This window comes from Arsenicicoccus dermatophilus (assembly GCF_046267915.1).
Taxonomy (GTDB): domain Bacteria; phylum Actinomycetota; class Actinomycetes; order Actinomycetales; family Dermatophilaceae; genus Arsenicicoccus; species Arsenicicoccus dermatophilus_A.
The window spans coordinates 1,951,812-1,965,226 of the sequence record NZ_CP176520.1 but is presented as its reverse complement, the minus strand read 5'-3'; the positions used below and the strand labels follow the sequence as shown (position 1 = coordinate 1,965,226).

The 13,415-nt window shown below is 72.2% G+C and carries 9 protein-coding genes and 5 tRNA genes; 10 read left to right on the top strand and 4 right to left on the bottom strand.

Annotated features, from left to right (window positions below):
• Positions 1-17 precede the first annotated feature (17 nt).
• A complete protein-coding gene (gene msrB / locus ACK2IS_RS09535) occupies positions 18-443 on the bottom strand; it encodes a peptide-methionine (R)-S-oxide reductase MsrB (RefSeq protein ID WP_409483100.1) in 426 nt (141 codons plus the stop codon).
• Positions 444-500: 57 nt separating this feature from the next.
• Between msrB and ligD the strand changes: the two genes are divergently transcribed.
• Entirely contained in the window at positions 501-1,538 is a 1,038-nt protein-coding gene (ligD, locus tag ACK2IS_RS09530) for a non-homologous end-joining DNA ligase (protein WP_409483099.1), read from the top strand.
• Positions 1,539-1,558: 20 nt separating this feature from the next.
• Here ligD and ACK2IS_RS09525 read toward each other — a convergent pair whose 3' ends face one another.
• Together ACK2IS_RS09525 and ACK2IS_RS09520 are read right to left on the bottom strand one after the other, a co-directional pair.
• Positions 1,559-1,837 (bottom strand): hypothetical protein, encoded by a 279-nt coding sequence (locus ACK2IS_RS09525; RefSeq protein ID WP_409483098.1) that lies wholly within the window; start codon positions 1,835-1,837, stop codon positions 1,559-1,561.
• Between the two features lie 179 nt (positions 1,838-2,016).
• Positions 2,017-3,075: an ATP-dependent DNA ligase gene (locus ACK2IS_RS09520; protein WP_409483097.1), complete on the bottom strand. Its 1,059-nt coding sequence runs from the start codon at positions 3,073-3,075 to the stop codon at positions 2,017-2,019.
• Positions 3,076-3,165: 90 nt separating this feature from the next.
• Between ACK2IS_RS09520 and ACK2IS_RS09515 the strand changes: the two genes are divergently transcribed.
• The gene (locus ACK2IS_RS09515) at positions 3,166-4,383 is read left to right on the top strand and encodes an alpha/beta hydrolase family protein (protein WP_409483096.1); all 1,218 of its coding nucleotides are present in this window, start codon (positions 3,166-3,168) and stop codon (positions 4,381-4,383) included.
• A gap of 18 nt (positions 4,384-4,401) precedes the next feature.
• Entirely contained in the window at positions 4,402-5,511 is a 1,110-nt protein-coding gene (locus ACK2IS_RS09510; protein ID WP_409483095.1) for a polyphosphate kinase 2 family protein, read from the top strand.
• A gap of 122 nt (positions 5,512-5,633) precedes the next feature.
• Here the strand turns inward: ACK2IS_RS09510 and glgX are convergent, their stop codons facing one another.
• Positions 5,634-7,889 carry a glycogen debranching protein GlgX gene (glgX, locus tag ACK2IS_RS09505; RefSeq protein WP_409483094.1) on the bottom strand — a complete coding sequence of 752 codons (2,256 nt, stop codon included), beginning with the start codon at positions 7,887-7,889 and terminating at the stop codon, positions 5,634-5,636.
• A 622-nt stretch (positions 7,890-8,511) separates the two neighbouring features.
• On the opposite strand from glgX, the gene ACK2IS_RS09500 reads away from it, so the two are divergent.
• From ACK2IS_RS09500 to ACK2IS_RS09470, 7 genes are all read left to right on the top strand, one after another.
• Positions 8,512-8,584, top strand: a tRNA-Gly gene (locus ACK2IS_RS09500).
• 67 nt (positions 8,585-8,651) lie between these two features.
• A tRNA-Cys gene (locus ACK2IS_RS09495) sits at positions 8,652-8,722 on the top strand.
• A gap of 1 nt (position 8,723) precedes the next feature.
• Positions 8,724-8,798 (top strand) — tRNA-Val (locus ACK2IS_RS09490).
• A 239-nt stretch (positions 8,799-9,037) separates the two neighbouring features.
• Positions 9,038-10,696, top strand: a complete 1,659-nt coding sequence (locus ACK2IS_RS09485) for a hypothetical protein (protein WP_409483093.1) — start codon at positions 9,038-9,040, stop codon at positions 10,694-10,696.
• Between the two features lies 1 nt (position 10,697).
• Positions 10,698-12,980 carry a penicillin-binding protein gene (locus ACK2IS_RS09480; RefSeq protein WP_409483092.1) on the top strand — a complete coding sequence of 761 codons (2,283 nt, stop codon included), beginning with the start codon at positions 10,698-10,700 and terminating at the stop codon, positions 12,978-12,980.
• Positions 12,981-13,067: 87 nt separating this feature from the next.
• Positions 13,068-13,140, top strand: a tRNA-Gly gene (locus ACK2IS_RS09475).
• Between the two features lie 37 nt (positions 13,141-13,177).
• Positions 13,178-13,252: transfer RNA gene (locus tag ACK2IS_RS09470), tRNA-Val, on the top strand.
• Positions 13,253-13,415 lie beyond the last annotated feature (163 nt).

Below are 13,415 nucleotides of genomic sequence, written 5' to 3'. Positions count from 1 at the left end.
TCGGCGGAGCCCGGTCGTCAGGCGCGGGGCCGCAGGCGCATCGAGATCGAGTTGATGCAGTACCGCTGGTCGGTGGGGGTGGGATAGCCCTCGCCCTCGAAGACGTGCCCGAGGTGGGAGCCGCACCGGGCACACCGCACCTCGGTGCGCGTCATGCCCAGCGAACGGTCCTCGTGCAGCTCGACGTTCGCGGCCTCGGAGGGGGCGTAGAAGGATGGCCACCCGCAGCGCGAGGGAAACTTCTCGGTGTGGGTGAACAGCTCGGCACCGCAGGCGCGGCAGGAGTAGACGCCCTCGGTGGTGGTGTCGGTGTACTCCCCGACGAAGGGCCGCTCGGTGCCGGCCTGCCGGAGCACGGCGTACTCCTGGGGGCTCAGCTCGGCCCGCCACTGCTCGTCGGACTTGGAGACGGGATAGGCGGACGCGCCCTGCTGCTCGGTCATAGTCTGGTCAACGACGGGGTCCGGCACGAGATTCCGACCGCGCCGACAGGAGCTGACGTGGCGAGCAAGGCGATCCAGATCGAGGTGCCGGCACCGGACGGCTCGACCCGGCAGGTGCGCCTGTCCAGCCCGGACCGGGTGATGTGGCCGGACGAGGGGCTTACCAAGCAGGACCTGGCGGAGTATGTCGTCGCGGTCGGCGAGCACCTGCTGGCGCGGCTGCGCGACCGGCCGGTGACGCTCCAGCGGTTCCCCGACGGCATCACGGGGGAGGAGTTCTACTCCAAGAACCCGCCTCGCGGGGTGCCCGACCACGCGCGGACCACGCCATGCACCTACCCGAGCGGGCGGTCCCACCCCCAGCTGGTCGTGGACGAGCTGGCGACGGCGGTGTGGGCGGTGCAGATGAACACCGTGACGTTCCATCCCTGGCCGGTCAGGACCGCGGACAACGACGACCCGGACGAGCTGCGCCTGGACCTGGACCCGCAGCCCGGGACCGGCTTCGCCGAGGCGGTGGCCGCGGCCGAGGTGCTGCGCGAGGTGATGGCGCAGGCGGGCCTGAGGGCGTACGTCAAGACCAGCGGCAACCGGGGCCTGCACGTCTTCGCGCCGATCCGGCCCACCCACGAGTTCCTCGACGTGCGGCACGCGGTGATCGCGATCGCCCGCGAGCTCGAGCGCCGGGTCCCGGACCTGGTCACCACGGCCTGGTGGAAGGAGCAGCGGGGCAGCCGCATCTTCGCGGACTTCAACCAGGCCTGCCGGGACCGGACCCTGGCGGGCGCCTACAGCCCGCGCCCGCTGCCGGGAGCGCCGGTGAGCATGCCCGTCACCTGGGAGGAGCTCGGCGACGTCCGGGCCGGGGACTTCACCATCCGCACGGTGCCGGGGCTGCTCGCCGGGCGGCCGGATCCCTGGGCGGGCTTCGGCGACGAGCCGGGATCGGTCGACGTCGCGCTGGGGTGGTGGCAGCGCGACCTGGCCGACGGGCTCGGCGAGCTGAGCTTCCCTCCGGACCACCCGAAGATGCCGGGGGAGCCGCCGCGGGTGCAGCCCAGTCGCGCCCGCGTGGCAGATCCAGCCGCACCCTGACCGGCGTCGCCCGGCAGCGGTCAGCTCGCGAGCCCGGTCTCGGCCTCCATCGTGAGCATGGTGGCCCCGATGGCCGTCAGGTGGGTCACCCGCAGGTCGGACCCCGGCGCGCCGGCCAGGTGGACCGCGCGCACGCGCTCCAGCACGAGGAGGGCGGCGTCGACGTCGTCGACAGGCAGACCGGCTCGTACGGCGATGAGGTCGTCGGGGTGCGGGCCGTCCTGGACCAGGTCCAGCAGCTCGACGGCGCGCAGGACCCGGAGGTCACGCGTGGGCCAGGTGTCGGAGCGGGTCGGCATGGCCCCCATCTCACACCGCGGTGCCGACAGGTGGCAGGTGCGCCACCCCGGTGCGAGCGGTATTCACCTGAGTGCGGTGTCGCAGACTACGAAAGGTGGAGGACGTGTCATCGAGCGTGGCGATATCCGAGCCGGACGGGAAGCGCGTCATATGACATGAATCCTGTTGTCGTGACACGTCATACGAGAACGCGGGCCAGGTCGTAGGCCGGGGCTCGGTCCACCTGGCTCAGGGCGCAGGACGCTGGGTCCCGGTCCGGTCGCCAGCGCACGAAGGTGACGGCGTGCCGGAAGCGGTGCTTCTCCAGCTGGTCGAAGGCCACCTCCACCACCCGCTCCGGGCGCAGGGGCACGTAGGACACGTCCCTGCTGGAGCTGAACCGGGAGCGGTCGGACTTGGCCGCGACGACCTCGCCCGCCTCGTCCCGGACGACCAGCGGGGCCAGCTCCTGGACCAGCGCGAGCCGGCGGGCCGCCGTGAAGGCCGCGATCCCCCCGACGCCCACGAGCCGGCCGTCGTCCGTGAACAGCCCGAGCAGCAGCGAGCCCACCCCCTGCCCGGACTTGTGCACTCGATAGCCGATGACCACGGCCTCGGCCGTGCGCCGGTGCTTGACCTTGAGCATCGTGCGCCGACCGGGCTCGTAGGCCGCGGTCAGGGGCTTGGCCACCACCCCGTCCAGACCGGCCCCCTCGAAGTCCTGGAACCAGCGCTGCGCCTCGGCCGGGTCCCGCGTCACCCGGGTCAGGTGGATCCCGGCGGCGCTGGGCACCGCGGCCAGCAGCGACTCCAGCGCCGCCCGCCGCGCCGCGAAGGGCTCGTCCAGGAAGGAGCGGTCGTCCAGGGCCAGCAGGTCGAAGGCCACGATCTCCGCCGGGGTCTCCCGGGCCAGCCGCTCGACCCGCGAGGCGGCCGGGTGGATGCGCTGCGACAGCAGGTCCCAGTCCAGGTGCTCGGCCCCGGCAACGCCGGCCCGGACCACGATCTCCGCGTCCACGACGCACCGCTGCGGCAGGTGGGCGCGCACCCGCTCCACCAGCTCGGGGAAGTAGCGGGTCAGCGGCTTGGCGCCGCGCGAGTCCAGATCGACTCGATCCCCGTCACAGACCACCAGGCAGCGGAAGCCGTCCCACTTCGGCTCGTACGACAACCCTCCCGGCACCGAGTCGGCCGCGGGCACCGTGGTCACGGCCTTGGCCAGCATGGGGGAGACCGGGGTGGCGATCGGCAGGGTCATACGGTCATTGTGCGGTCACTCACCGCAAGGAGGCGCGCCACGCGCCGTCCGCTCGCGGGAACCATCAGCAACCGGTGCCACGATGGGCAGGTGAGCCCGACGCCCGTCCCGCCCTCGCTCTCGGCGGTCCGCCGCCACCCCCGCGCCACGATGGTGATCGCCGCGACGGGTGCCCTGGCCGCGGGCGCGGCGACGGGGTGGCTCGGGGCAGCGGTGTACCTCGCCAAGAAGGTCCTCACCCCGGACCGGCGGCGGCCCGACGACACCGAGGTCGTGGCCTTCGACGACCGGTCGGTCACCCTGACGCGTACCGCGGAGACGGTCGTCCCGGGGCGCTACGGGCTGTTCCAGGACGGCGGGGCCACGCACGTGCGGTTCGGGCGGATCCTGCGCGAGGACCACGCTCGCGGCACGGTGACCCGGCGGCTGCACGGCGTGGACGCCGGCTCGCTGCGGATCGGTCCGGCCCGTTTCCACCCCTACTACTACGCGACGGATCCGCAGACCGCGCTGGGCATCCCCACCCGAGAGGTGTCCGTCCCCGGCGAGGTCGGGGTCCTGCCGAGCTGGCTGGTGCCGCCGCCGTCGGGGGAGCCGCGCGGCACGCGCTGGGCGGTGCTGGTGCATGGCCGAGGGGCCGGCCGCGAGGAGACCGTCCGAGCGGTCCCCTCGTTGCACGCCGCTGGCCTGACCTGCCTGATCCCGTCCTACCGCAACGACACGGTGGCCCCCGCCTCCGCCGACGGACTCTACGGACTCGGCCTGTCCGAGTGGCGCGACGTCGACGCCGCCGTCGCGCACGCCGTGGCGATGGGTGCGAGCGACGTGGTGCTCGTCGGCTGGTCCATGGGCGGTGCCATCGTGCTGCAGACGCTGGTCTGCTCCCCGTACGCCGATCACGTGTCCCAGGTGATCCTGGACGGTCCGGTGGTGGACTGGCCGGACGTGCTGCACCATCACGCTCGCGCGATGCGGGTGCCGGGTCAGCTCACCACCTTGAGCCTGCGGCTGCTGGGTCTGCCGCACGGGCGACACCTCGTCGGGCACGCCGACACCCTGGACCTGAGCGCGACCGACATGGTCCACCGGGCCGCCGAGCTGCGCCACCCCATCTTGCTGATCCACTCGGTGGACGACGAGTTCGTGCCCTCGGGACGATCGGAGGCGCTGGCCGAGGCACGCCCGGACCTGGTCCGCCTGGAGCGGTGGCACACCGCTCGACACTGCAAGGAGTGGAACGTCGATCGGGAGCGATGGGAGCGCTGCGTCACAGAGTTCGTGACCGAAGGTGCTCGGCCCGCACCGTAGTGGTGGCACGATGGTGCCATGGGAAAGACGAAGACGTCGTCCACGGACGAGACCGACCAGGGCAAGAAGGCCGCCAAGCGCGGCAAGGCGGCCCGGGCGAAGGACGAGGACGTCACGAGCCCCGAGGCCGACAAGGACGGGACGAAGGCCGACAAGGACGGGACGAAGGCCGGCAAGGACGGGACGAAGGCCGGCAAGAACGGGACGAAGGCCGGCAAGAACGGGACGAAGGCCGCTCGGACGGACGTCCCCGCCGCGACCCACGAGAGCTCCGGCAAGCACTTCGGGGACGAGAACTTCACCTTCTCCGCCGAGCTGCAGACCCAGCGGGGCACCGTGCTGACGCAGATCGATCCACGCTCCACCCCGGGCTACCGAGGTGACAAGAAGTCCGCGGTCCTGGACCTGGCCGCCGGTCAGAGCGAGCTGTCGGACCTGCAGGAGCGGCTCTTCGCCAACGGCAAGGACGGGCGGGGTCCGGCGGTCCTGCTGATCGTCCAGGGCATGGACACCTCCGGCAAGGGCGGGATCATGCGCCACGTCGTCGGCTCGACGGACCCGGGCGGGGTGAAGTACACGGCCTTCAAGGCACCGAACGCCGAGGAGCGGCAGCACGACTTCCTCTGGCGCGTCCAGAGGGCGCTGCCGGAGCCCGGTCAGATCGGTGTCTTCGACCGCTCGCAGTACGAGGACGTGCTGGTGGTGCGTGTCCACGACCTGGTGCCGCGCGAGGAGTGGAGCAGGCGTTACGCACTCATCAACGCCTTCGAGCGCAAGGCGGTCGCGCGCGGCATCACCGTCGTCAAGGTGATGCTGCACATCTCCTGCGAGGAGCAGCGGGAGCGGCTCGGCGAGCGGCTGGACCGTCCTGACAAGCACTACAAGTACAACCCGGGCGACATCGACGAGCGGGCCCGGTGGGACGACTACATGCAGGCCTACCAGGCGGTCCTGGACCGGACGAGCACCAAGGGCGCGCCCTGGCACGTCGTCCCCGCCGACCGCAAGTGGTATGCCCGGCTCGCCGTCCAGCAGATCCTGCTCGAGCACCTGCGCGGGCTGGACCTGCGGTGGCCGGAGGCGACCTTCGACGTGGCGCTCGAGAAGCAGCGTCTCGCGCAGAGCTGAGCTCGACCGCTCGACCGCTCGTAGGCCGCAGCCCCGCACCTTCGCGAGAAGGTGCGGGGCTGCTGCCGCCCGCGGGGCCGGGCCGGTCGGCACCCCGGATCCGGAACCCGGGGCGACCGCGCTCAGGCGCGGCTGTCGGGTCGGGCGCCGCCCGGCGCGCCGGGCGTGCGCGGGTGGGTGGCCGGGTCGGGCGCACCGGAGGCGGCGACGGACGTGCCGGAGGCGGCCGTCAGCGGGGTGGCGACGCCGGGGGAGGGCTCCTCGGCGGTGGCCGAGGAGCGCAGGACGACGACGGTGCGGCCAGGGATCGGGTTGACGCTCGTGGCCGCCCAGGCCCGCTGCTCGGTCGGGATCGGCCGGGAGGTGTCCAGGACGACCTCCCACTCGGCCGCGTAGTCCTCGGGCGGCATCGTGAAGTCGATGGCGTCGTGGTGGGCGTTGAACAGCAGCAGGAAGTCGTCGTCGACGACCATCCGCCCCCGCTGGTCGGGGGAGGCGATGGCGTGCCCGTTGAGGAAGACCGCGAGGGTCTTGGCGTACCCGGAGGCCCAGTCCTCGTCGCTCATCACGGAACCGTGGGCGGTGAACCACTGGATGTCGCCGAGGTCGGAGGTGCCGCCGTGGCTGGCGTCGCCCTTGAAGAATCGGCGCCGGCGGAACACCGGGTGGGCCGAGCGCAGGGCGGTCAGGCGCGAGGCGAAGTCGAGCAGCTCGCGCTGGTCCGGCGTGAGCTGCCAGTTCACCCAGGTGATCTCGTTGTCCTGGCAGTAGCCGTTGTTGTTGCCGAGCTGGGTGCGGCCGAGCTCGTCGCCGTGGGCGAGCATGGGCACGCCCTGGGAGATCAGCAACGTGGTGAGCAGGTTGCGCTGCTGCCGGGCCCGCAGCTGGTTGACCTCCTCGTCGTCGGTGGGGCCCTCGACGCCGCAGTTCCAGGAGCGGTTGTGCGACTCGCCGTCGTTGTTGTCCTCGCCGTTGGCCTCGTTGTGCTTCTCGTTGTACGACACCAGGTCCCGCAGGGTGAACCCGTCGTGGGCGACGACGAAGTTGATCGAGGCGATCGGCTTGCGCGCCGAGTGGGCGTACAGGTCGCTGGACCCGGTCAGGCGGGAGGCGAACTCGCCGAGGGTCGCCGGCTCGCCGCGCCAGAAGTCACGGACGGTGTCGCGGTACTTGCCGTTCCACTCGGTCCACAGGGGCGGGAAGTTGCCGACGTGGTAGCCGCCGTCGCCCACGTCCCAGGGCTCGGCGATGAGCTTGACCTGGCTGACGATCGGGTCCTGCTGGATCAGGTCGAAGAAGGCCGACAGCTTGTCGACCTCGTGGAACTGCCGGGCCAGGGTCGCGGCGAGGTCGAAGCGGAAGCCGTCGACGTGCATCTCGGTGACCCAGTACCGCAACGAGTCCATGATCAGCTGCAGCACGTGCGGGTTGCGCATGAGCAGCGAGTTGCCCGTGCCCGTGGTGTCGTAGTAGCTCGCCAGGTCGTTGCTGACCAGGCGGTAGTACGAGTTGTTGTCCAGGCCGCGGAAGGCGAGGGTCGGGCCCATGTGGTTGCCCTCGGCGGTGTGGTTGTAGACCACGTCCAGGATGACCTCGATGTCGGCCTCGTGCAGCGCCTTGACCATGGACTTGAACTCCGTGACCTGCTGGCCGCGGGTGCCCGAGGCGGAGTACTCGTTGTGGGGCGCGAGGAAGCCGATGGTGTTGTAGCCCCAGTAGTTCCTCAGGCCCCTCTCCTGCAGCGAGGTGTCCTGGACGAACTGGTGCACCGGCAGCAGCTCGATGGCGGTGACCCCGAGCTGCTTGAGGTGGGCGAGGACCGCGGGGTGGGCGATGCCGGCATAGGTCCCGCGGATGTCCTCGGGCACCTCGGGGTGCGTCATCGTCAGACCCTTGACGTGGGCCTCGTAGATGATCGTGTCGTGGTACTCCCGGCGCGGAGGACGGTCGTGCCCCCAGTCGAAGTAGGGGTTGATGACGACCGAGAGCATCGTTGCGCCCAGCGAGTCCTCGTCGTTGAACGTCGAGGGGTCCTCGAAGCGGTAGGAGAACAACGACTCGTCGTTGCGGATCTGCCCGTCGATGGCCTTGGCGTAGGGGTCGAGCAGCAGCTTCGCCGGGTTGCAGCGGTCGCCGGCAGCCGGGTCGTGGGGGCCGTGCACCCGGAAGCCGTAACGCTGCCCGGGCTGCAGCTGGGGGATGTAGCAGTGCCACACGTAGCCGTCGACCTCGGTCATGGCGACGCGTCGCTCACCCCCGTCGTCGTCGATCAGGCAGAGCTCCACCATCTGCGCCACCTCCGAGAACACGGCGAAGTTGACGCCGCTGCCGTCGAAGGTGGAACCCAGGGGATAGGGCTTGCCGGGCCAGATTTCCATGAAGGCTGTCGTCCTCGCTGTGGGGATCGGATCGCGCCCTCACTGTAGACGGGCACCGGAGCTCGCGCCGACCGCACCTCGTGGCGCGACCGGTCGAGGTCCGACCTCCGCGCGGAGCAGGTCACGGGTGACTAACAAGCCCGGCGCGGCCTCGTGTCGGCCCGCCGTCGCGGCGGCAGCCGTCGAGAACCTGGAGGCGTGCCCCCACGCTGGTGCGCGGTCGCCTGGCCGCACCCGTCGCCCTGCTCTTTCTGCTCGCCGTCCCGATCGGAGCTGCCATGACCACCGCCGTCCGCCACCTGCGGCCCGTCCCCGACCCCCTCGGCGCCCGCGACCGCGCGGTCACCCGCGTCCGAACGGGGTCGTGGGCGCGACGCGAGTCGCCCACCCCGGCTCCTACGACCGTGCCGGTCGCGCCGGAAGGGCCGGACGGACCGGCGGTGCGTTCTCCCTGGGGGCCGGTCGCCACCGGCCTGGTCCCGGCGGCGACTCGCGGACCCGGGGGATTGGACTCCCCGCGCCGCCATCGGTTAGTGTCGGTCAGCACGCACGGGGCCTGAGGCGGACCGCTTCACCCCACGGATTCACCAAGGTCCCAGGCCAGTTCGGCCCGGTGTGTCACGCGGACATAGCTCAGTTGGTAGAGCGCAACCTTGCCAAGGTTGAGGTCGCCGGTTCGAGCCCGGTTGTCCGCTCCGAGACGGCTCCTGGCGGAGCTGGGTCTCGCGCAGATGCGTTTGGTATCCTGGCGACGCAGCGCACGGTGGAGTGGCCGAGAGGCGAGGCAACGGCCTGCAAAGCCGTGTACACGGGTTCAAATCCCGTCTCCACCTCGGGCGATTGGCGCAGCGGTAGCGCGCTTCCTTGACACGGAAGAGGTCACTGGTTCAAACCCAGTATCGCCCACCAACCTGAAGGGCCCCGACCATCCGGTCGGGGCCCTTCAGCCTTTCCGGGCGAGGTGGCACGTCGGACGCGACCGGTCTCGGGACGGCCTGCCGACGGGGACACCGCAGGTCATCGCCTGGACGGCCACCGCGGCCCCGACCGTGACGGTCGGTGATGACGCTCCGCTCCCGTCCTGATTGATAGCGTGACGTCACGCCGAACTCCGAGCCACTCGGGGCTCGGCGACATCCGGGAACACTGTGAGCGACATCTGGAGGTCTGCGCTGGCTGCCGACCGGCCCCGCCCCACCGACGACGCCCGGCGCCCCGTCGGTCGCCGCGGTACGCCGTCGCGCGGGGATGAGGCCCGACGGCGTGGCGGGCGGCGCAGCGCTGCGGCTGGGGCGAGCTCGACGCTCGCGGCCCGGACCATCGCCGTCGCCTCCGTCGTGGGCGTCGTCGCGGGCTCCCTGGTGTGCGTCCTGCTGATCTCCCGGTTCTTCCCGGTGCTGCGTCTGACCGACCGGCGCCCCGTGCCGACGACCACCGTGGCGTCCCGGGTCGCGACGACCGCCCCGCAGCCCACGGCCGCCCGGGCGCCGGCCGCTCCCGCGGCTGCCGTGGTCGCCAAGCTGCTGCAGTCCGCGCCCTCCGGGCTGCCCTCCGGGCTGGACGACTCGGCCTCGGTGCCCGGCACCGTCGCGCCCGCCGTGGCCCCGAGCTGTGACACCCCCGTGGCACCCGTCCTGTCCCGCTCGCGGACCTGGGCCAGGCCTGCCGGCTCCCCAGGGGCAGGCAGCGGTGTGACGGTCACGGCGACGGTCTACTCCGCCGGCGCGGGCGCCCCCGCGATGGACGCGATGCTCCTGGCCCGCAAGCAGTGCGTCGGGGACGCCACCGTGGTCAAGGCACCGGGCCCCGGTGTCCAGGCGGTTCGCGCCGCGCAGACCAAGGGCAGGGTCGACACGCGCTCGATCGTCTTCCGGCGGGGTGACGTCGTCGTGTCGGTCTCCGGGACCGGCCTGCCCGTGCCGGAGGACGTGGCCACCGACCTGGACGGGCGGCTGCAGCAGCTGCTCGGTGGCGTCTGCGCCGACCCCGCCGCCACCACGGCGGACTTCAGCCGTTCTCCCCTCGTGGAGCGGCAGCGGTGGACCGGTCTGCAGGTGGCCGCGTCCGTCGACCTGCCGGGTCAGGGCACGCCTCTGCCGGAGCTCGCGGTGGCGCACGCGGCCACCCCCCTGCCCGCTCCCGTGACCCCGACCCCGCCGGCAGCGCCCTACTGGCCGGAGACCGCACCGGCGCCGGTGCCGAGCCCCTCCGAACCCACTGCGCCCGCGCCCTACCCGGTGCGCACGACCTATCCCTCGCCCGCGCCGGACCGCGTCGGCCCGGGGTGCGGGTGGGCGTTCACCGGGATGACACCCCCGACCTACGACGAGCAGGCCGCTGCCCGGACCGTGGCCGAGCGGCGCGACGCGGCCATCGCCGGCATGCGCGACGCCGTGGCCGCCTATCCCGCCGCCGTCCATGCCTACGAGCAGGCGTGGAGGGCCTACCAGGCTCAGGCCCAGGCGTGGACGACCTACGCCACGCAGGCCCAGCAGGTGGAGACCGCCTGGGCCGCCATCAGGGCCCAGCAGGAGGCCTACCGGCAGGCCCTCGCGGACTACGAGAAGGCCGTCACGGCGTACGACGACGAGATCAAGCGGCGGACCGCCGCGCAGCAGGCGTACGACGCGGAGGTGCTGCGCTGCAACCAGGCCCCGACCGACCAGCCCTGGCCGCCTGGTCCCTTGCCACCTCCGCTGCCCCCGGGCTGCCCGCCCCAGCGGGATCCGATCCTGGACGAGCCCATGCCGACCACACCGACGTCGCCCACGCCGCCGCCGGACCCCCGACCCACCCCGAGGCCGTGACATGAGCAGGAGCTCCACGCGCGCCCGGCGGCGGGGTGCCCGCCGCCGGCCCACCATGTCACCGGTCACCGGTGGCCTGGCCGTCATCGGTCTCGCCGCGACGGCCGGACTGACGGCCGCCGCCGCTCTGATGCCTGTCGTCGCCGTCGCCGGTGGCACCGCCAACGCGGTGGCGGACTACTGGGCCTCGCTGCCCTCGGCGATGCCGATCGAGCCGGTGCCCCAACGCTCGACGATCCTCGCGGCGGACGGCTCGGTCATCGCCACGTTCTTCTCCGAGAACCGCGTCGAGGTGCCGCTCGCGGCAGTCTCCCCGATCGCCCGCAAGGCGGTCGTGGCGGTGGAGGACGACCGGTTCTACCAGCACGGCGGCGTGGACCCCCGGGGCATCCTGCGCGCCGCCCTGCACAACGCCGGCTCGGGCGGTACCCAGGGCGGTTCGACACTGACGCAGCAGTACGTCAAGAACGTGCTGGTCAACAACGCAGACTCCGCCGAGGAGCGTGCCCGGGCGACGGCCTCGACCATCCCGCGCAAGGCGCAGGAGGCCAAGATCGCCGCCGCTCTCGAGCAGCGGATGACCAAGGACCAGGTGCTGCAGGGCTACCTCAACATCGCCTACTACGGCGACGGGGCCTACGGCATCGGCACGGCGGCGCAGCACTTCTTCTCCGTGCCGGCGTCCCGGCTGACGCTGCCGCAGGCCGCCATGCTCGCCGGCCTGGTCCAGAATCCCGTGGGCTACAACCCGATGCGCCACCCCAAGCAGGCCCTGACCCGCCGCAACATCGTGCTGGCGCGGATGCGCGACACCGGGGCGATCTCGGCGGCCGAGGCGGCGCAGGCCCAGCGCCTGCCCCTGGGGCTGAAGCCCTCGGAGGCGGCCAACGGCTGCACGGCGAGCAGGTATCCCTTCTACTGCCAGTGGGTCCGCCAGACCTTGGAGACCGATCCGGCCTTCGGCGCCACGGCCGACCAGCGTCGCCGGTTCATGAACTCGGGCCTGACCATCCGCACCGCGCTGGTGCCCTCCATCGCGGACGCCGCCCAGCGGGCGGCCGACGAGGCCCTGGGCCGGGACAATCCCTTCGCCGCCGGCGTGGCGGTCGTGCGGCCGGGCACCGGCGAGGTCGTGGCCTTCGCGCAGAACCGATCCTTCGGTCTCGGAGAGGGGCGCACCAACCAGATCTACCCGGTGCTCCCCGCCTTCCAGCCCGGTTCGACCTTCAAGCCCATCACGTACGCAGCGGCGCTGGAGGGCGGTTTCCCGGTGGACGGGGTGCAGGACGCGCCCCCGCGCTACATCCCCTCCGCCCCGCCGTACCCGCCCGGGGGATATCGCAACTCGATGCCCGAGGACGCGGGCCGGCTGACCGCGGGCCAGGCCCTCGCCCGCTCGTCGAACACCTGGTTCGTGATGCTCGAGGAGAAGATCGGCGTCAAGAAGGTCGCCCAGATGGCGAACCGGCTCGGCCTGTCGCTGCCCTCGGGCATCGGAGCGCACGAGTGGTCGACCACGCTGGGCACGCGGGACGCCTCACCGGTGCAGATGGCCTCGGTGTATGCCGCCTTCGCGGCCCACGGCAAGGTCTGCCGGCCGATCGGGATCGTGGGCATCACCGGGCCGGACCGCAAGCCGCGCAAGGCGCAGGACCCCGCCTGCCGCCAGGAGATCCGCCCGGGCGTCGCCGACGCCGTCACCCAGGGCCTGGCGGAGACGGTCGACGGCAAGGACCCCTTCCGCACGGGAAAGAAGCTCTCCATCGGCCGCCCGGTCGCCGGCAAGACGGGAACCATGGACGGCAACGCGGCGGTGTGGTTCGCGGGCTACACCCCCCAGCTGGCGACCGCGGTCTGGGTGGGGGACCCGCGCGGCGGTCAGCGTCACCCGATCGACTCGGTCCGCCTGTACGGCCGCCGCATCGGCTCGGTCTTCGGGGCCACGGCGGCCGGCCCGATCTGGCAGGCCACCATGAAGGCGGCGCACGAGGGTCTGCCGGTGCAGCGGTTCGCACCGGTCGGTCCCGCTGAGCTGTCGGGGTTGCGTTCGGTCGTGCCGGACGTGCGCGGGCTGTCCCGGGACCAGGCGGTGCAGGTCGTCCAGGCGTCGGGCTTCGACGTCCGGCTCGCCCCGACCACCGCCATCGCCGATCCGTTGCTGGGCAAGGACGTCGTGGTCACCCAGAGTCCGACGGCCGGGTCGTCGGTAGGGCTCTCGGGGACCGTCACGCTGACGCTGTCGGCGGGTTCGGACCTCACGGTCCGGCTGCCGCCCCGGCGCTGAGCCCCTGGGTCGCCTGCCGGACACCTCGATTTGGGCTGGGCGTCATCCATCGGATACTGTTTTCCACGCGCACCGCACGCGGTGCAGGCGGACATAGCTCAGTTGGTAGAGCGCAACCTTGCCAAGGTTGAGGTCGCCGGTTCGAGCCCGGTTGTCCGCTCCGACGAGGGGCGCGAGAGATCGCGCCCCTCGCGCTAGGGCGATTGGCGCAGCGGTAGCGCGCTTCCTTGACACGGAAGAGGTCACTGGTTCAAACCCAGTATCGCCCACCACCGACGAAGGCCCCCGGTTCCCCGGGGGCCTTCGTCGTCCCGCCCTGCTGCTCTCGCAGGATCGACCTCGGGTCGGGCGAGGTGCGGTCATTTCCCGGCAGGACCGGCGGTGGCGCGACGACGACCGGGTGAGTGCGGTACGACGACGGCGCCGCGGCCCGGG